We start from the raw sequence: 17,639 nt of genomic DNA, 5'->3' as shown, positions 1-17,639 counted from the left end.
TCAAGCTGCCTGTTTTGCCGTGACGAATGCCGCAAGGCTCGCCACGTTGGTGAAGTGGTTACGGGTGTCTTTGGCGTCGGCGTCGATCTTGATGCCGTATTTTTTCTGGATCGCCAGACCCAGTTCCAGCGCGTCGACAGAATCCAGACCCAGGCCTTCGCCGAACAGTGTCTGTTCGTCACCGATATCGTCGACGCTGATGTCTTCGAGGCCCAGGGCATCGATGATCAGCCGTTTGATGTCGCGCACCAGGCCAGGGTTATTCAGATCGCTCATCTTCGGCGAGCTCCTTAATGAAGTAAGAGTGCAAATAATCGTTGAGCTTGCGCGAGGCCTGCGGTGCCGGGCCTTGCGTGGCGAAAGTCTGTGGGTCTATATCGGCCCCGACACGAAAACTGAAGTGCACGCGGCGGTGGGGGATCCGATACCAGGGTTCGGCCTTGGTCAAGGTGGTCGGATTGACCTTGATGACCACTGGCGTAAGGATTTTCGCACCGCGCAGGGCAATCGCCGCCGCCCCCCGATGAAAGGCGGGCGCCTGACCGGGCTGTGTGCGCGTGCCTTCGGGGAAAATGATCAGGGTCTGGCCGTTTTGCAGGGACTCGGCCGCGGCGTCGAGCATGTCCATGCTGCCGTCATTGCTGATGTATTCGGTGCGGCGCAGCGGGCCACGGGTGAACGGGTTTTCCCACAGGCTTTTCTTCACCACGCAATTGGCCTGGCGCACGAGGCCGATCAGGAACACCACGTCGATCAGCGACGGGTGGTTGGCGATGATCATTTGCCCCGGGCGACCGAGTCGTTCCGCCCCTTGAATGTCATAGGTCAGCACGCCGGTGCGGGCCATGAAACGGACGAAAAACCAGAACAGCCGACTGACGGTCTGCCGTGCGCGCTGCCGATGTTGCAAGGCATCGCCGGGCAGGCAACCGAGCAGCGGAAACACCAGCAGGCGCAAGCACAACCCGCCCAGCCCGAACAGCGCGAAACTTGCGGCAGTGGCCAGGAGGCGCCAGTAGTAGGCGTCGCGGTTTTTCTCGGTCACGGGTTGCGTTGCCAGGTCCATACACGATTTTTCCAGGCATGTTGGCAATGGGTTTGCTGACCGAGCAGGGTTCGCAACAGGTTCAGTGCGTGTGGCCAGTGCGCTTTGGACACTGCTTCCTGGCCGCTGTTCAGGGTCAGCCGCCAGCCGGTACCGGGGGTGAGCAGCAGACCGACCGCATAAGGGAACGGCACGTCGTCGATCCACTGCGAATAGGCTTGGGGCGGCTGTTCTTCGGTGATGATCAGCACCACCGCCGGAGCGCCTTCATCGAGCAGGGCGGCCGCTTCGAGAATGCCATGTTCCAGGCCATCGCCCGCGGCCGCAAGGGCCGTCATTTCGCTGGTTTCGCCGCGCATGATCGACCACAGACCGATGATCGCGTTGTGCACCGACAGGCTGAACTGCGTCGGCGACAACGGCTCGTCCTTGGCCAGGTCACTGAGAATCTCGAAGGTGCGCGGGGTTTCGCCGTGTCGTGAAACAAACACCAGCGGCAGGTTTTCCCGTCCGTCGGCCAGCGGCCAGCCGACACTGAACGCCATCCGCGCCAGACGGCTGAGGCGCCGGCGCTGCATGGCGGGCAGAAACGACACATCGGGCGCGGCATCGCTGTCCGGGAGTACGACCGGTTGTCGGCTCCAGGCCTGCCACGCGTCCACGCTGTCGAGCCCCGGGGCCCATGCGCGCCATTGGGCGATGTTGAAGTTGATCACGGATGTTCATCCCGCCCCTGCGGGCTTTTATATGACGCTTTGAGTCGCCAAAGCCGCGGCTGACCTGATGTGGCGCTTGGCGCCGGGTGGCGCGCATTATCCCGGTGCGACGAGTGTGTAGCAAATGTTGGTTACGTTTTGCGCAGCAAAATGTACCGAGTGGTCCGCAGAAAAACTGTCACTTGGCCATTATCCGGACCGTGCCGGATTTGTCTGTCGGGCCTGTCAGCGCACACGGCAGGTTTTTGCCCTCTGTGCCCGCTGATTTTTGCACCTGACTCTGTAGTCCGCGTCGTTGAAGGTAGCGAAGCGCACGCACAGGCAACTACACTCGGTCATTCTTTGATACACGGAGGTTTTGTCATGCGGCGCGTGGTGTTCAATCAGAAAGGTGGTGTGGGCAAATCCAGCATTGCCTGCAATCTGGCGGCAGTGAGTGCCAGCGAGGGCTATCGCACGCTGTTGGTCGACCTCGATGCCCAGGCCAACTCCACTCAGTATCTGACCGGGCTCACTGGCGATGACATTCCCATGGGCATCGCCGACTTCTTCAAACAGACCCTGTCTTCCGGGCCGTTTTCGAAGAAAAACCAGGCCGACATCTACGAAACCCCGTTCGACAACCTGCACATCATCACCGCCACCGCTGAACTGGCCGATCTGCAGCCCAAGCTTGAGGCCAAGCACAAGATCAACAAGCTGCGCAAATTGCTCGATGAGCTGGACGGCGAATACGACCGGATTTATCTCGATACGCCGCCAGCGCTGAACTTCTATGCGGTGTCGGCGCTGATCGCCGCCGATCGGGTATTGATTCCGTTCGATTGCGACAGCTTCTCGCGTCAGGCGCTTTACGGGCTGCTGGCGGAAATCGAAGAGTTGAAGGAGGACCACAACGACGGCCTGGAAGTCGAAGGCATCGTGGTCAACCAGTTCCAGGCCCGGGCCAGCCTGCCGCAGCAGATTCTCGATGAGTTGATTGCCGAGGGCTTGCCGGTGCTGCCGGTGTATCTGAACAGCTCGGTGCGCATGCGCGAGTCGCACCAGGCCAGCACCCCGCTGATCCACCTCGACCCACGGCACAAACTGACGCAGCAGTTCGTTGAACTGCACAACCTGCTCGAAGATCACTGATTTGCGGATGGCGCCCCACCCTCCTGTGGGAGCGAGCCTGCTCGCGAAGCGGCCCGCACGTTCAACATCTCGGTTGACTGAACGGGCGCCTTCGCGAGCAGGCTCGCTCCCACATGGGGGCCTGTGGAGGGTCAGATGCCCTGGCTACGCAGCCATGCCAGCAACTGCGGCAACGGAAACGCCCCGCTCTGGCGCGCCACCTCCCGGCCGTTCTTGAACAGAATCAAACTCGGAATCGAACGAATCCCCAACTGCGCCGACAACTGCTGATTGGCTTCGCTGTCGAGCTTGGCCAACCGGCACTTGCCCGCCAACTGCGCCGCCGCCTGCTCGAATACCGGCGCAAACGACTTGCACGGCCCGCACCAGTCCGCCCACACATCCACCAACAACGGCAGATCACCCTTGATCTGGCTGGCGTAGTCACCTTGCTTGAGTTCGAACGGCTTGCTCAGTAGCACCTCGGACTTACAGCGCCCGCATTTTGGCTGGTCGGCGAGGCGTTCGGCGGGGATGCGGTTGAGGCCGTTGCAGGCGGGGCAGGGGATCAGTAATTGGGTGGTCATGAGCGAGGTCCAGTGAAGGGCGATAAATCCTAGTTGGAGACGTTTGCTCATATTTTCAATCATGCGGATGTCAATGTTGGATCTAGGCTGAGTCGTACCCAGGCAGACCGTTGGTCTGCCTGGGTGTATCGCAAGTTGCGATAATTTTGTTTTGTGATTAACTCCCCATAGCAGAATGCGATAAGGATGTTGCATGCATGTGTTCAGTGAAAAACCCATTCGTGAGGCCAAGGAGCAGTGGCCACAGGCAGCAAGCGCGCTAGCGCAATGGTTTCGTCTGGCAAGCAGGAGTTATCCAAAGGACTTCGCGGCAATGAAGTCGATATTTCCTGCCACCGACAAGGTGGGTGATCTCCACGTTTTCGACATTGGTGGCAACAAATTGAGGCTAATCGCTTTTGTCAGTTATCGGTCACAAAGGCTCTACATCAAGCATGTGCTCGACCACCGCGAATACGATCGGGGCAAATGGAAGGAGGGAAAGGTATGAGTAGTTTGATCAAGACAGTTGCCGAGCACTGGGAGTTTGTCTCTCCGTTGCTGCGAAAACCGAAAAATGAAGAGGATTACGACGTCTTGGTTCAGGCCGTTGACGAGATCCTTGAGATAACTGGTGATGATGGCTCGCATCCGCTCGCGAGTCTGGTGGACATCATCAGTGACTGGATTGGGGAGTGGGATCGCACACACCATCCGATGGCCGAGGCGAGCGGCGAAGAGGTCCTTGGCTACCTGATGCGCGAACATGGACTGACTCAGAGCGACCTGCCGGGTGTGGGTACTCAATCTGTTGTTTCGGAAATTCTGAACGGCAAGCGCAAGTTGAACTTGCGGCAAGTTCGCTGGCTGGCCGACTACTTCAAGGTGCCTGTAGACGTATTCATCTAGTCTGCCTCAAGACGAACAACTGATCTCCAGATGCTTGCCCCACTCCGGCGGCCGCTCGGCATACGCCTCCATCCCCGGTTGCTGGTCGAACGGTTTGCTCAGCACCGCATGCAGCCGGCGCACCTCGGAGTAGTCGCCTTGTTCGGCGGCATCGATGGCTTTTTGCGCCAGGTAGTTGCGCAGGATGTACAGCGGATTGACCGCGTGCATCCGTGTGCGGCGCTGTTCCTGATCGCTGTCGCCATCGCGGGCAACCCGTGCCACGTAGCGTTCGCCCCAGGCGTCGAAGCCTTTGATATCGACGAAGTCATCGCGCAATTGGGCGACAGCCTGTTCTGCTGAATCTTCGCCGAGGCGGCGGAAGAACAAGCTGTAGTCGACGCCGCTGTTCTGCATCAGCTGCAGCAGGTCTTCGAGCAATTTCTGGTCGTCATCTTCGGCGCTGGTGAAGCCGAGGCGGCGGCGCATCAGGTCGAGGTAGTGCGCCTGGAACAGCGGCAGGTACAGGCCGAGGGTTTCGCGCAGGGCTTCGACGCTGATGAACGGCGTCAGCGCCTGGGCCAGGGCGCTGAGGTTCCACTGGCCGATCGGCACTTGATTGCTGAACGAGTAGCGACCCTGATCATCGGAATGGTTGCAGATGAAGTGGGCGTCGAAATCGTCAAGAAAGGCGAACGGGCCGAAGTCGAAGGTGATGCCGAGGATCGACATGTTGTCGGTGTTCATCACCCCGTGGCAGAAGCCGTAGGCTTGCCACTTGGCAATCAGTTCGGCATTACGCTCGACAATTTCGCGGAACATCGCCAGATACGGTTCCGGCTGCTCCAGGCATTCGGGATAGTGCATCGCCAATACATGCTCGCCGAGCTGCTTCTGCTGCTCGGGACGTTTGGTGTAATAGAAATATTCGAAGTGGCCGAAGCGGATGTGGCTCGGCGCCAGACGCAGCACCATCGCCGCGCGTTCCTGCTTTTCACGCCACACCGGAGTGTCGGAGCCGATCACGCAGGCCGCGCGTGAAGTCGGGATGTTCAGCGCGTGCAGCGCTTCGGAAGCGAGAAATTCACGGATCGATGAACGCAGCACCGCCCGACCATCGCCCATGCGCGAAAACGGCGTCTGCCCGGCGCCCTTCAGATGCAGATCCCAATGTTCGCCGGCCTGGTTATACACCTCGCCGAGCAACAGCCCGCGACCGTCACCCAGTTGCGGTGTGTAGCCGCCAAACTGGTGCCCGGAATAGACCATCGCCCGTGGCTCGGCATCGGCCCACAACGTGTGGCCGCCGAACAGTTCGGCGAATTCCTGAGTGTCCGCCGTCGTCGGCTCGAGATCGAGCAGGGCCAGCGCCGTCGGGCTGGCGACGACCAGACGCGGGTTGTCGATCGGCTCGGGCAGCACATGGGCGGAGAACGCGTCGCCCAGGCGGGCGAAGCGATTGTCGAAGGTCAGTTCGTCGAGGGCTTTCAAGGGCCGGCTCCAGCAGAATGTCCGAGCATTCTGCTGGGATCAGTCCGGTTAGTCGAGTTTGGCCGGCGGCGGCTCTTGCAGCGGCTTTTGCTCCGCGCCGATCGGGACGATGGTTTTGTTCTCGTCTTCGATGGGTACCAGCTTGTATTCCTGGCCATGAAGGTTTTTCAGGTACACCTCCATCTGGCGGAACGAGATGTTGATGTGCTGCTTCTTGAATTCGCGGTTGATGAAGCGGTTCACTTCATCGATCACCGGGTTGCGGTCACCGAGGTCACGTACGTGCATACGCAGTTCGTGATCGAGGGTGCTTTCGCCGAAGTTGAGGAAGTACACATGCGGCTCGGGTTCCTTGAGGACGCGCGGGTTTTCCCGGGCGGCCTTGAGCAGCAGTTCCTTGACCAGATCCAGGTCGGAGCCGTAATCCACGCCGAGTTTCAGCGTGACGCGGGTGATGGTGTCGGTCAGCGACCAGTTGATCAATTGCCCGGTAATGAACGTCTTGTTCGGGACAATGATGTCCTTGCGGTCGAAATCGGTGATGGTGGTGGCGCGGATGCGGATCTTGCTGACCGTGCCCGACAGGTTGCCGATGGTGATGGTGTCACCGATCCGCACCGGGCGTTCGAACAGGATCATGATGCCGGAGATGAAGTTGGCGAAGATCTCCTGCATACCGAAACCGAGACCGACCGACAGCGCGGCCACCAGCCACTGCAACTTGTCCCAACTGACGCCGAGGGTCGACAGCGTGGAAACGAAACCGACGCCGGCGATCACGTAGGACAGCAGCGTCGTGGTCGCATAAGCGCTGCCCTGCGCCAGATTGAGTTTCGACAGCACGAACACTTCGAGCAGACCCGGCAGGTTGCGCGCCAGGGCGAAGGTGATGCCGATGATGATCAGCGCGCCGAGCATGTCGCCGATGCTGATCGGCACCATGCTCATGTTGGCGCCGGTGCCGCTGGTGTATTCGTAAAGGGTGATGTTGTCGAGGTACGAGAACACCGAGATCAGATCGGCCCAGACCCAGTACAACGCGGCGATGAAGCCACCGAGCAGCGCCAGACGAATCAGGCGCAGCGACTGTTCGTTGACCTTCTCGATGTCCAGGGTCGGCTCCTCGATCACCGCTTCGCCGTCGCCGGCCTCTTTGGCCGCCTGACGTTTGGCCAGGGCGCGCTGATAGGCCAGGCGGCGTGCAGCGACCGCCAGACCGCGCACGAACGTGGCTTCGATCACCAGCCAGAACATCAGCAGGTACAGGGTGTTGATCAACCGGTCGCTGAGTTTCAGCGCAGTGTAGTAGTAGCCGAAGCACACCGCGACGAACAGGGCGATTGGCAACAGAGTGAACATCACGCCCACGGCCTTGCGGAACAAGGAGGTGTTTTCGTGGGCCGGGCTGCTGATCAGCAGGCGGCTGAGCAGCCAGGCCATCAGCGCGTAGCAGGTCAGCACCACCGGCATGCCGATGACGTCGTCGGCCAGCGCCGCCGGTTGCAGCTCGGCCACCGCCACCACGGTCACCAGCGCCATCACCACCAGCCCGAGGCGACGGATCCAGCCCTGCAGGAACTCGACCTGCGGCTTGTCCCAGCGGAAATGCAGCTCAGCCACACCGCCTGGCGAGAGAATCCGGTAAGCGGTGTAGAACACCAGCCACGCCTGACCCATTTGCAGCAGCGCCGCGCCCATGTTGGCGTTCTGCCCGCGGGCGTCGATCTGCAGGGCCAGCCCGCACAGCGCCAGGCCAAGGGCCACCGGCATCGCCAGCAGAATGTTGATCAGGATCGCCTGCGGGGTATGCCATTGGCTGTCACGCTTGAAGTGGCCGATGTCCTGGTGAACCTTGTTCAGCCGCGCGTACAGCGCCTTGCGTCGCCACAGCAGAGCGCCGATCAGCAGGGCCAGCGGCAGGAACAGCAGCGGACGCTGGGTCAGACCGTCGGTCAGCTCGCTCAGGCTCGAGGCCAGCGGCAGGGTATCGATCTGCCGCTTGAGCCGCTCCGGCACGCCGCGTAGCCATTCCGCGTCCAGTGGCTTGTTGCTGGGGATCCAGAACATTTGCTCGTCGAGGGTCGCGCGCAGGCTCTGCGCGGTGCTCAGCAGTTGTTTCTGGTTGAGTTGCAGGGTGATCGATTCGTTGAGCACCGCGCTCAACTCGCGGTTCAGACGTTCCAGCAGGTCGGCGCGGGTGTTGGCCAGTTCCATCAGGCTCTTGCGCAGTTGCGGGGTGACTTGTTCCGGCGGCTGGGTGGAAAGCAGGTTGTCGACGTAGGTCGCCGGGTTGCTCAGCAGTTCGCGCTGCTGACTGACTTCGAACTGATACAGGCGAATGTCGGCGATCTGGTCCGCCAGATCGCGGTCGACCTTGAGCCGCGGCAACGCCTGCTTCTGCTTATAGAGAATCTTCGACAGCAGCAGGCTGCCCTTGAGCACGTTGATCTGCTCGTCGAGGGCCGAGTCGCTCTGGGTCAGGCTGTCGAGTTGCTGTTTGGTCTGCAGGTTCTGTTGGGTGACTTCGTTGAGGCGGTCGGTGCTTTTGAGCAGGTAATCGGAAAGCTTGAGGTTGGCGGCGCTTTCAGTGGCGAGCAGGCTGCTGCCGCCGGCCTTCTGAGCCTCGATCGATTGCTGGGTGACGGTTTCCTGCGACTGTGCCAGACGCTTCTGGTTGATCAGCGTCTGCAGTTCCTGGATCTCGCGATCGAGTCGGTCGGACTTCTCCGTGAGCAGGTCGTGCTGACTGTTGCCCAGATCCTGCAACTGGCTGTTGCCGGCCAGTTCCTGGCGGCGCAGCGGGATCAGCGCGTTCAACGCGGCGAGCTCGGCGTTCAATTGATCGCGTTGTTCGGCACTGACGGTCTTGCCGCTGTCCTTGCCGGACTTGAGGATGTTGTTGATCTGCTGGATGCGCGTCTGGCTGGCAGAGATTTCTGCCTGCGCACGCTCTGGGCGAGTCTGGGCGGTGATGATCAGGCTGTTGGCATCGGCCAGGGCTTTTTGCAGGTCACTTTGCTGGGTCGAGCGATCGGTGAGGATCTGCTCCAGCTGCTGGATCGACTCTTTGCTGAAACGCTGCGCCACCGGCACCACTGCCGTGGCCTTGAGGCGCGTGAGTTCGCGGGTGTTCTCGATGGTCTGCCGCGGGGCGGAGGCCAGTTGCTGCTTGAGGTCGATCAGCTTCTGCTCGTAATCACGCCGGCTGTTGAGCTGGTTGAGCGTGGTTTGCAGGACCGTTTGCAGGGTCTTTTTGTCGGCATCCGGCAGTTTGCTGTCGGCCAGTTTGTCCAGGCTGGCCTGCACGGCTTCGCTGGACGGCGGTTCAGCGGCATACAGCGGGCCGACGGAAAGACTCAGGCCCAGCAGGGCCGCGAAAAAGAAAGAGCGCAGGGTAGGCATAGAGACCGGTCAAGCAAGTGAGAGTGGACGCAGTTTAGAGGAAGAGACCGGGACCCGGGCGACTTCCTTCGGGGAATCTGACGCCCACTTTGCCGATCTTGTTCCCGTCCATGACCGCGACCGTCCAGTGGGTGTTGTTCCACTCCACCTGGTCGCCAACGATCGGCGCACCGCCAACCTTTTGGGCAATGAATGCGCCCAGGGTCATGTCCGGATCAATGCCCTCGGCCGGCAACCCGTACAGCGCTGCAACCGCTTTAAGCTGGGCGTCTCCTTCGAGGACGAAGTCACCGAAGAAACGCAGATCCAGACCGCGTTGCGGTGCCTGGCTGAACAGTTTGCCGAGGGCTGGAAGGTTGTGTTCATGGCCGATAACACACAGCAAATCATCGACTTCCAGCACGGTACTACCCGACGGATGGAGCAGTTGCTGGCCACGAAACAGCGCGGCGATACGTGTGCCTTCGGGCATTTTCAGTTCGCGCAGCGGTGAACCAATGCACCATTTCTCGGCGCCGAGCTTGTAAACGAACAGTTCCCACTCGCTGGTGATGTGCACTTCCAGCGCCGAACGCGAGATCGGCGCCGGCTCCGGCGGCACTGTCACCTTGAGCAGTCTGGCGACCCACGGCAGGCTTGTGCCCTGCACCAGCAGCGACACCAGCACGATGAAAAACGCGAGGTTGAAGTACAGCTGCGCATTCGGCAGCCCGGCCATCAACGGGAACACTGCGAGAATGATCGGTACCGCGCCGCGCAGACCAACCCAGGAAATAAACGCTTTCTCGCGACCATGGAACGCCTTGAACGGCAGCAGGCCGACGATCACCGACAGCGGCCGGGCGAACAGAATCATCCACAGCGCCAGACCGAGGGCGGGCAGGGCGATCGGCAGCAAGTCATGCGGAGTGACCAGCAGCCCCAGCACGAGGAACATGCCGATCTGCGCCAGCCAGGCCATGCCGTCGAGCATATGCAGGATGCCGTGACGGCTGCGCACCGGGCGGTTGCCGATCACCAGACCGCACAGGTACACCGCGAGGAAGCCGCTGCCGTGCAGGGCGTTGGTCAGGGCGAACACCACCAGACCGCCGGCGATCACCAGAATCGGGTACAGGCCGGTGGCGAGGTTGATCCGGTTGACCAGTTGCAGCATCAGCCAGCCGCCGCCCAGACCGATCACGCCGCCGATGCCGAACTCGCGGATCAGGTGCGTCAGCAGGCTCCAGTGCAGGCCGGTCTGGCCGCTGGCGAGCATGTCGATCAGGGTCACGGTGAGGAACACCGCCATCGGGTCGTTGCTGCCGGATTCGATTTCCAGGCTGGCGGTCACCCGTTCGTTGAGGCCTTTGCCGCCGAGCAGCGAGAACACCGCAGCGGCGTCCGTGGAGCCGACGATGGCGCCGATCAGCAGGCCCTGAATCAGGTTCAGGTCGAACAGCCACGCGGCGGCCATGCCGGTCAGCCCGGTGGTAATCAACACCCCGACCGTCGCCAGTGACAGCGCCGGCCACAAGGCCACGCGGAAACTCGAAACCCGGGTGCGCAAGCCGCCGTCGAGGAGGATTACCGCCAGTGCGAGGTTGCCGACCAGATAGGCCGTCGGGTAGTTATCGAAAATGATCCCGCCGCCATCGACCCCGGCGGTCATGCCGACCGCGAGGATGATCACCAGAATGGGAATGCCGAGACGGGAGGACAGTGAGCTGACAAGAATGCTCGCACCTACCAGCAACGCGCCGATCAAGAACAGGCTGTTGATGGTCGTCGCATTCAAAGGCAGTACTCCAGAAGCGTAAAGACGGGCACAAACTGACCATGCAGTCTGCGTGCCAGCGATTCTAACCTGTTGAAATGTGATGCTGTCAAAAAGCTTTTTTCAAGATCAAAAGATCGCAGCCTGCGGCAGCTCCTACAGGGTGTAAATCAATCCCATGTAGGAGCTGCCGCAGGCTGCGATCTTTTTGCTTTTTAAACGTTACAGGCTGAACCGCCCGACCATGTTGTTCAGGTCCAGCGCCAGGCGCGAGAGCTCGTTACTCGCCGCACTGGTCTGATTCGCGCCTGTCGCCGATTGCACCGACAGGTCGCGGATGTTCACCAGGTTGCGATCCACTTCGCGGGCCACTTGCGCCTGCTCTTCAGCGGCGCTGGCGATCACCAGGTTGCGCTCGTTGATCTCGACGATCGCGGTATTGATGGTGTCCAGCGACATCCCGGCACCCCGCGCGATGTTCAGCGTCGATTCGGCGCGCTCGGTGCTGTTGCGCATCGAGTCCACGGCGTGTTCGGTGCCGCTCTGGATGCTGCCGATCATGCGTTCGATTTCGCTGGTCGACTGCTGGGTGCGATGCGCCAGCGCACGCACTTCGTCCGCCACCACGGCAAAACCGCGCCCGGCTTCACCGGCACGCGCCGCTTCGATCGCCGCGTTCAGGGCCAGCAGGTTGGTCTGATCCGCCAGACCACGAATCACGTCCAGCACCTTGCCGATGTCACGGGATTCATTCGCCAGATCGCCGATCAGGGTCGCAGTGCTCTGCACGTCGGCGCTCATGCGTTCGATGGCGCTGACGGTTTCCTGTACCAGATCACGGCCGTCGCCCGCCGAAGTGGTGGCGTTCTTCGAGGCTTCCGAAGTGCTTACCGCATTGCGCGCGACTTCTTCCACGGCGCTGGTCATCTCGTTGACCGCGGTGGCGGCCTGCTCGATTTCGTTGTTCTGCTGGGTCAGGCCACGGGCGCTTTCGTCGGTGACGCTGTTCAGCTCTTCGGCAGCGGAAGCCAGCTGGGTGGCCGAGCCGGAGATGCGCTGCAAGGTGTCGCGCAGCTTCGATTGCATCTTGGCCATGGCCGCCAGCAGACGCCCGGCTTCGTCGGTGCCGTCGACGTGGATCGGCTGGGTCAGGTTGCCTTCGGCGATGGTTTCCGCCGCGTCCAGCGCTTTGGAAATCGGCTTGGTGATGCTGATGGTCAGCAGCCAGGCGAACAGGAAGGTCAGGCCGGTGGCCACGACCAGCAGGGTGACCACCAGATTGAACGCCGAGGAATACTGGTCGACCGCCTCTTGATTGGTCTGGCTGATCTGCTCGCCGTTGATCTGCATCAGGCGGTTGAGCACGGTGTTCATCGCTTCGGAGTTGTTCAGCAACTCGGTGTTGAGCAGGTTGCGCAACTCGTCCACCTGATTGTTGCGCGACAGGCTCTTCATCCGGTCTTCGATCTGCCGGTACTGGCCCAGCAGCTGCACATATTGATCGTAGGCTGCGCGTTCCTGCGGGCCGCTGATTAACGGCTCATAGGCCGATTGGGCGGCGCGGATCTGCTGGTTGCGGGTGTCCAGCAGTTCCATGGTCTTCTGCTGCACGTCCGGCTCGCGATTGACCAGCAAGCGATACGACAGCACCCGAAGGCGCAAGGTCAGCTGCGTGAACTCGTCGAGGTTCTTGATGCTCGGCACGCTGCTGTTGGTGATGTCCTCGGCAGCGCCGCGGATTTTGCTCATCTGATTCAGGGCGAACACGCCGAGAATCAGCATCAGGCCGCCGATCAGGGCGAAGCCGGTGAACGCCCGGGGGGCGATATTCATATTGCGAAGGGACATGGCGCGGATACCAGAAAGGGCCGCATCCATGCGGGCTGAGACTGCTGTATGGATGACTTATCGGTCATACGACTAAAGTCTTGAGGCGCTGTGCGTATTTGTCGCATAGGGGGCTGAGCGACGAAGTGCAGGAACCAGATTGGCAGATCACAGTCTTTTAAACTCGCGAGAACGGTCGGCCGCCAGGAAAATCAAGGCCTTGCGCCGGTATAACCCTGGCATCCGCAGTGACTTTTCTTTATCGTACGCGCCCTTTGAAAAACGCCTGGAAGATCAAAATGTTGGAAGCATCCCTCAGCCAATTGGAACAGCTCGTCAGCGACCTGGTGCAACAGAACCAGACCCTCGCGCAAACCAACCAGACCCTGTCGACGGAACTGGCCCAGGCCAAGGATGAAAACGAAAGCCTGCAACTGAGCCTGATGGAACAGGAAGAGAAGCACGGCGCCACGGCAGCACGCATCCAGGCCTTGGTTGATCGCGTCAACGCAGGTCCTGTCAGCGCATGAACCACGGCACCGCAGGGGTAAAAGTCATCTCCATTCTCGGGGAGGACTATTCGATCAAGGCACCGGCCGGGGAAGAACAGACCCTGCTGGACGCCGCACTGATGCTCAAGGCCGCTCTGGCCGACACCAAACGCAAATACCCGACGCTGATCGGTGACCGTTTGCTGGTGCTGGCAGCGATGAACCTGTGCTCGCAGCAGATCGAAATGAAGAAGCAGCACCAGCAGGAACTCGACCGTTACCAAGAGCAAGTCAGCGCCACGGTCGACACCATCGCCAAGACCATCAATCAGGGCTGATGGGGTTGGGCACAACCAAAGAATAGATTGTCGATCAGGTTGTATACAATCGGCACGGCTGTTGCATTGTTTCGGCCACTTATTCTTTGGGGGTGCTCCATGCAGTTGTGGCGACGCAGTATTCAATGGCAGCTGATTCTCAGCATGGGCACCGCCCTGCTGGTCAGCATCCTGATCGTGGTTGGCATTTATACCCTGGTGGTCAACCGCCTCGCCCAGAGCTATCTGGTCGAACAAGCGCTGCCGTCGAGCATCGAAGCGACGCGCAACGACATCGAACGCATCCTCGTCCAGCCGCTGACCGCCGCCAAAGACATCGCCAGCAACAGCATGGTGCGCGACTGGCTGGCCTCGGGTGAAGACAGTAGCAAAACAGCAGCCTTCGCGCAGTATCTGGAAGGCATCCGCGCCGAACATAAAGCCTTCACTGCGTTGATCATCGGCAGCGACTCCAATCACTACATCACCGAAAAAGGTCTGGACCGCACCCTCAGCCGGACCAAACCGGCTGATGCCTGGTTCTATTCCTTCCTCGACAGCAACCAGCCGCGCACCCTGAACATCGACAACGATGGCGCCACCGGAGAATTGGCGCTGTTCATCGACTTGAAGGTCGAGCAGGCCGGCAAAGTGGTCGGTGTCGCCGGGCTGGGCTTGAGCATGAAAGAGCTGTCGGAGCTGATCCACAACTTCAGCTTTGGCGAGCGCGGCAAGGTCTATCTCGTGCGTTCCGACGGTTTGATCCAGGTCCATCCCGAGGCGCAGTTCAGCGGCAAGCGCACCCTCACGGAGCAAATCGGTGCGTCGGCGGCGCAAGCGGTCATGGGTCAAAAAGTCGCCACCAACAGCTCGTTCCAGCGCGATGGCGAAGACTTCCTCGCCTTCAGCCTGCCGCTGCGCGATCTGGGCTGGACGCTGGTGGCCGAAGTGCCGCAAGCGCAGATCTACGCCGAAGCCCGCAAGGCGATGTGGATGAGCGGCGGTATCGGTCTGGCGGTGGCGCTGGTGTGCCTGGCGCTGGTGGTATGGCTGGCTCAAGGGCTGGTGCGACCGATTCGTCAGGTAACAGCCGCGCTGGTAGCGATCGGTAGCGGCGGTGGAGATTTGACCCATCGGTTAGATTCCAGCCGCGCCGATGAGCTGGGCGATCTGGCTCGGGGCTTCAACCGTTTCCTCGACAGTCAGCGCGGGCTGATCGGCGAAGTCCTGACCACCAGCGAACGCTTGCGCACGGCGGTCGGCCAAGTGGCGAAGGTGGTGGAAAACACCGCCGAACGTTCCGGGCGCCAGCAGGAAATGACCGACATGGTTGCCACGGCGGTGCACGAGATGGGCCTGACCGTGCAGGAAATCGCGCAGAACGCCGGCAACGCCGCACTCGCCTCACAAACCGCCCGGGATGAAGCGCTGCAGGCACGGGAAGTGGTTGGCGGTTCGATTCGTCATATCGAAAGCATGTCCGATGAGATTGGCGTGGCGGCGGGCGCGGTGGGTGAACTGGCGCATCAGGTGGCGTCGATCGATTCGGTGCTGGCGGTGATCCGCGGGGTGTCCGAGCAAACTAACCTGCTGGCGCTCAACGCTGCCATCGAAGCCGCGCGGGCCGGGGACATGGGCCGTGGGTTTGCCGTGGTGGCCGATGAAGTGCGCACCTTGGCGCGCAGGACTCAGGCGTCTACCGACGAGATCCAGCAGATGATCGGCAGCCTCAAGCAAGGCGCGGAGAATGCGGTGTCATCGATGCGTACCGGGCAGGCGGCGACCGGCACCGGGGTTGAGTCGAGCCAGCGTACCGGCGCCTCCCTGACCGCGATTACCGGGCAGGTCGAGCGCATCAGTGACATGAACCATCAAGTGGCAACCGCGACAGAAGAACAGTCGGCGGTGACTGAAGAGATCAATCGCAACGTGCAGGGGATTTCCGATCTGGCCCGGGCCACGGCCGGAGAGGTGCGGGCGTGTCGTGAGGATTGTCAGATGTTGCAGCGGTTGGCGGATGATCTGGCAAGGCAGATGGGTGGGTTCAAGTTGAGCTGATGTGTTGTCAGTTCGGGCCTCTTCGCGGGCAAGCCCGCGAAGACGGCATCAGCAGCGACAAAAAATCCGGATCAAAACCACGCATCCTGCATCGCCAGACACGTATCATCCCGCGCCTCCAGCAACGCCAGCTCATGGTGACAGCCCGGCACTTCCCACGTCAGGAAAAAGCGCGCCGCCTGCAGCTTGCCCTGATAGAAGTCAGCATCTGCCGCATTGCCTTTGGCCAGACCTTCCTCGGCGCGGATCGCCTGTTCCAGCCAGCGCCAGGCAATCACCGTGTGCCCGAATACCTTCAAGTACAGCGCCGAATTCGCCAGGCTGCTGTTGACCTTGCCCTGCGCCAGATCGGTGAGCAAACCGATGGTGACTGTTTGCAGGCGCGCCACCAGTTGCTCCAGCGGCTCACGCAATGCCGTTAACGATTCATACGCGGTCGCGCGCTCGGCGGTGTTGGCGATCAGGCGGATCAGTTGCTTCAATCCGGCGCCGCCGTTCTGCGCCAGTTTGCGTCCGAGCAAGTCCAGCGACTGAATGCCGTGGGTGCCTTCGTGGATCGGGTTCAGGCGGTTGTCGCGGTAATACTGCTCAACCGGGTATTCGCGGGTGTAACCGTGGCCGCCGAGAATCTGGATCGCCAATTCGTTGGCCTTCAGGCAGAACTCCGACGGCCAGGATTTGACGATCGGCGTCAGCAGATCCAGCAACTCATGGGCCTGTTTGCGCTCGGCTTCGGTCTCCAGCGTTGTGGTGTCATCGAACAGTCGCGCCGCGTACAGGCCAAGATCAAACGCCCCTTCGACGTAGGACTTTTGGGTCAACAGCATGCGTCTGACATCGGCGTGCTGAATGATCGCCACTGGCGCGGTGGTTGGATCCTTGCTGTCCGGCACCCGGCCTTGCGGGCGTTCGCGGGCGTATTCCAGCGAATACAGGTAGCCGGCGTAACCGAGCATCACCGCGCCCATGCCGACGCCGATCCGCGCTTCGTTCATCATCTGGAACATGTAGCTCAGGCCATGGTGCGGCTTGCCTACCAGATAGCCGACGCACTGGCCGTTATCGCCGAAGTTCAGTGCCGTCGAGGTGGTGCCGCGCCAGCCCATCTTGTGGAACAGCCCGGCCAGCAGCACATCGTTGCGCGCACCGAGGCTGCCGTCAGCATTGACCAGAAACTTCGGCACGATGAACAGCGAAATGCCCTTCACCCCCGGCGGCGCGTCCGGCAGCTTGGCCAGGACCATGTGCACGATGTTTTCCGACAGCGGGTGATCGCCGCCGGAAATGAAGATCTTGTTGCCCTTCAGGCGATAGGTGCCGTCAGACGCCGGCTCGGCGCGGGTACGAATATCCGACAGCGACGAACCGGCGTGCGGTTCGGTCAGGGCCATGGTGCCGAAGAAACGGCCGTCGATCATCGGTTGCAGGAAGCGCTGTTTCTGCTCGTCGCTGCCGAAGCTTTCGATCAGGTTGGCCGCGCCCATGGTCAGGAACGGGTAGGAAGTGGTCGCCGCGTTCGCCGCTTGAAAGTGCGCAAAGCACGCTTGCGACAGCAGCGTCGGCAATTGCATGCCGCCGGCTTCGAAGCTGCGCGCGGCGTTGAGGAAACCCGCCTCGAGGAATGCGTCCACCGCCGGTTTCACTTCCGGGATCAGAACCGCCTGACCATTTTCGTAGCGCGGCTCGTTCTCGTCGCCCTTGCGGTTGTGCGGTGCGAAGTATTTCTCGGCGATGTTGCGCGCCGTGCCGATGGCCGCATCGAACGTTTCACGGTTGTGCTCGGCAAAGCGCTCACGCCGGGTCAGGCCTTCGGCATCGAGGACTTCGTACAGCTCGAAAGCCAGATTGCGGGAACTGAGCAGCGTCTCAGACATGGCGGCCTACCTGTAAATTGGGGTTGGGCCGAGTCTAGGCTCGCTGATAAAGGCTGAACAGGATGATTGATGGGCGTGATGTTGGAGCCCCGCAA

General features: G+C 61.1%; 14 protein-coding genes and 3 pseudogenes. 7 read left to right on the top strand and 10 right to left on the bottom strand.

Annotation, left to right across the window (positions count from 1 at the left end):
- From L6D63_RS01200 to L6D63_RS01190, 3 genes are read right to left on the bottom strand one after another with little or no spacing between them, the layout of a single operon-like run.
- Complete coding sequence (locus L6D63_RS01200; RefSeq protein WP_041074865.1) at window positions 1-276, bottom strand: phosphopantetheine-binding protein; 276 nt, start codon at window positions 274-276, stop codon at window positions 1-3.
- A complete protein-coding gene (locus L6D63_RS01195; RefSeq protein WP_047290916.1) occupies window positions 260-1,066 on the bottom strand; it encodes a lysophospholipid acyltransferase family protein in 807 nt (268 codons plus the stop codon). The genes L6D63_RS01200 and L6D63_RS01195 overlap by 17 nt, the downstream gene beginning before the upstream one ends.
- Entirely contained in the window at window positions 1,042-1,761 is a 720-nt protein-coding gene (locus L6D63_RS01190; protein WP_131670943.1) for a beta-ketoacyl synthase chain length factor, read from the bottom strand. Before L6D63_RS01190 ends, L6D63_RS01195 begins: the two co-directional genes overlap by 25 nt.
- 363 nt (window positions 1,762-2,124) lie before the next feature.
- On the opposite strand from L6D63_RS01190, the gene L6D63_RS01185 reads away from it, so the two are divergent.
- Window positions 2,125-2,895, top strand: a complete 771-nt coding sequence (locus L6D63_RS01185; protein WP_041074859.1) for a ParA family protein — start codon at window positions 2,125-2,127, stop codon at window positions 2,893-2,895.
- A 131-nt stretch (window positions 2,896-3,026) separates the two neighbouring features.
- Here L6D63_RS01185 and trxC read toward each other — a convergent pair whose 3' ends face one another.
- On the bottom strand, window positions 3,027-3,461 hold the full coding sequence (trxC, locus tag L6D63_RS01180; RefSeq protein ID WP_131670944.1) for a thioredoxin TrxC: 435 nt from the start codon (window positions 3,459-3,461) through the stop codon (window positions 3,027-3,029).
- Between the two features lie 193 nt (window positions 3,462-3,654).
- On the opposite strand from trxC, the gene L6D63_RS01175 reads away from it, so the two are divergent.
- Window positions 3,655-3,951, top strand: a complete 297-nt coding sequence (locus L6D63_RS01175) for a type II toxin-antitoxin system HigB family toxin (protein ID WP_047290919.1) — start codon at window positions 3,655-3,657, stop codon at window positions 3,949-3,951.
- On the top strand, window positions 3,948-4,349 hold the full coding sequence (locus L6D63_RS01170) for a helix-turn-helix domain-containing protein (protein WP_047290920.1): 402 nt from the start codon (window positions 3,948-3,950) through the stop codon (window positions 4,347-4,349). The genes L6D63_RS01175 and L6D63_RS01170 overlap by 4 nt, the downstream gene beginning before the upstream one ends.
- A gap of 6 nt (window positions 4,350-4,355) precedes the next feature.
- On the opposite strand, the gene selO is transcribed toward L6D63_RS01170, so the two are convergent.
- From selO to L6D63_RS28695, 5 genes and pseudogenes are all read right to left on the bottom strand, one after another.
- A complete protein-coding gene (gene selO, locus L6D63_RS01165) occupies window positions 4,356-5,819 on the bottom strand; it encodes a protein adenylyltransferase SelO (protein WP_131670945.1) in 1,464 nt (487 codons plus the stop codon).
- 48 nt (window positions 5,820-5,867) lie between these two features.
- Window positions 5,868-9,221 (bottom strand): mechanosensitive channel MscK, encoded by a 3,354-nt coding sequence (gene mscK, locus L6D63_RS01160; protein ID WP_047290922.1) that lies wholly within the window; start codon window positions 9,219-9,221, stop codon window positions 5,868-5,870.
- Window positions 9,222-9,255: 34 nt separating this feature from the next.
- Window positions 9,256-10,998 carry a potassium/proton antiporter gene (locus L6D63_RS01155; RefSeq protein ID WP_041074130.1) on the bottom strand — a complete coding sequence of 581 codons (1,743 nt, stop codon included), beginning with the start codon at window positions 10,996-10,998 and terminating at the stop codon, window positions 9,256-9,258.
- A gap of 201 nt (window positions 10,999-11,199) precedes the next feature.
- Window positions 11,200-11,799 (bottom strand): annotated as a pseudogene (locus tag L6D63_RS28700) (methyl-accepting chemotaxis protein); the annotation flags it as partial.
- A gap of 303 nt (window positions 11,800-12,102) precedes the next feature.
- Window positions 12,103-12,759 (bottom strand): annotated as a pseudogene (locus L6D63_RS28695) (MCP four helix bundle domain-containing protein); the annotation flags it as partial.
- Window positions 12,760-13,103: 344 nt separating this feature from the next.
- Here L6D63_RS28695 and L6D63_RS01145 point away from each other — a divergent pair.
- The 4 genes and pseudogenes from L6D63_RS01145 (at window position 13,104) to L6D63_RS28910 (ending at window position 15,670) form a co-directional block, all read left to right on the top strand.
- Window positions 13,104-13,334: a hypothetical protein gene (locus L6D63_RS01145; RefSeq protein WP_007967306.1), complete on the top strand. Its 231-nt coding sequence runs from the start codon at window positions 13,104-13,106 to the stop codon at window positions 13,332-13,334.
- Window positions 13,331-13,633 (top strand): cell division protein ZapA, encoded by a 303-nt coding sequence (locus L6D63_RS01140; protein ID WP_007967308.1) that lies wholly within the window; start codon window positions 13,331-13,333, stop codon window positions 13,631-13,633. Before L6D63_RS01145 ends, L6D63_RS01140 begins: the two co-directional genes overlap by 4 nt.
- 99 nt (window positions 13,634-13,732) lie before the next feature.
- Window positions 13,733-14,803, top strand: a pseudogene (locus L6D63_RS28915) (HAMP domain-containing protein); the annotation flags it as partial.
- 126 nt (window positions 14,804-14,929) lie between these two features.
- Window positions 14,930-15,670 carry a methyl-accepting chemotaxis protein gene (locus L6D63_RS28910; protein WP_432417105.1) on the top strand — a complete coding sequence of 247 codons (741 nt, stop codon included), beginning with the start codon at window positions 14,930-14,932 and terminating at the stop codon, window positions 15,668-15,670.
- A gap of 71 nt (window positions 15,671-15,741) precedes the next feature.
- Here L6D63_RS28910 and L6D63_RS01130 read toward each other — a convergent pair whose 3' ends face one another.
- Window positions 15,742-17,544, bottom strand: coding sequence for an acyl-CoA dehydrogenase (locus L6D63_RS01130; RefSeq protein WP_131670946.1), 1,803 nt, complete (start codon window positions 17,542-17,544; stop codon window positions 15,742-15,744).
- Between the last annotated feature and the right edge of the window lie 95 nt (window positions 17,545-17,639).

Source organism: Pseudomonas parakoreensis, assembly GCF_021602155.1.
GTDB classification, from domain to species: Bacteria; Pseudomonadota; Gammaproteobacteria; order Pseudomonadales; family Pseudomonadaceae; genus Aquipseudomonas; species Aquipseudomonas parakoreensis.
The sequence above is the reverse complement of the archived record's forward strand: the minus strand, read 5'-3'. Positions and strand labels throughout refer to the sequence as shown.

What these genes read in the sequence shown, in the direction of transcription:
- L6D63_RS01200 (WP_041074865.1), bottom strand. Translation starts at nt 276, where the DNA reads ATGAGCGATCTGAATAACCCTGGCCTGGTGCGCGACATCAAACGGCTG.
- L6D63_RS01195 (WP_047290916.1), bottom strand. Translation starts at nt 1,066, where the DNA reads ATGGACCTGGCAACGCAACCCGTGACCGAGAAAAACCGCGACGCCTAC.
- L6D63_RS01185 (WP_041074859.1), top strand. Translation starts at nt 2,125, where the DNA reads ATGCGGCGCGTGGTGTTCAATCAGAAAGGTGGTGTGGGCAAATCCAGC.
- trxC (WP_131670944.1), bottom strand. Translation starts at nt 3,461, where the DNA reads ATGACCACCCAATTACTGATCCCCTGCCCCGCCTGCAACGGCCTCAAC.
- L6D63_RS01175 (WP_047290919.1), top strand. Translation starts at nt 3,655, where the DNA reads ATGCATGTGTTCAGTGAAAAACCCATTCGTGAGGCCAAGGAGCAGTGG.
- L6D63_RS01170 (WP_047290920.1), top strand. Translation starts at nt 3,948, where the DNA reads ATGAGTAGTTTGATCAAGACAGTTGCCGAGCACTGGGAGTTTGTCTCT.
- mscK (WP_047290922.1), bottom strand. Translation starts at nt 9,221, where the DNA reads ATGCCTACCCTGCGCTCTTTCTTTTTCGCGGCCCTGCTGGGCCTGAGT.
- L6D63_RS01145 (WP_007967306.1), top strand. Translation starts at nt 13,104, where the DNA reads ATGTTGGAAGCATCCCTCAGCCAATTGGAACAGCTCGTCAGCGACCTG.
- L6D63_RS01140 (WP_007967308.1), top strand. Translation starts at nt 13,331, where the DNA reads ATGAACCACGGCACCGCAGGGGTAAAAGTCATCTCCATTCTCGGGGAG.
- L6D63_RS28910 (WP_432417105.1), top strand. Translation starts at nt 14,930, where the DNA reads ATGACCGACATGGTTGCCACGGCGGTGCACGAGATGGGCCTGACCGTG.
- L6D63_RS01130 (WP_131670946.1), bottom strand. Translation starts at nt 17,544, where the DNA reads ATGTCTGAGACGCTGCTCAGTTCCCGCAATCTGGCTTTCGAGCTGTAC.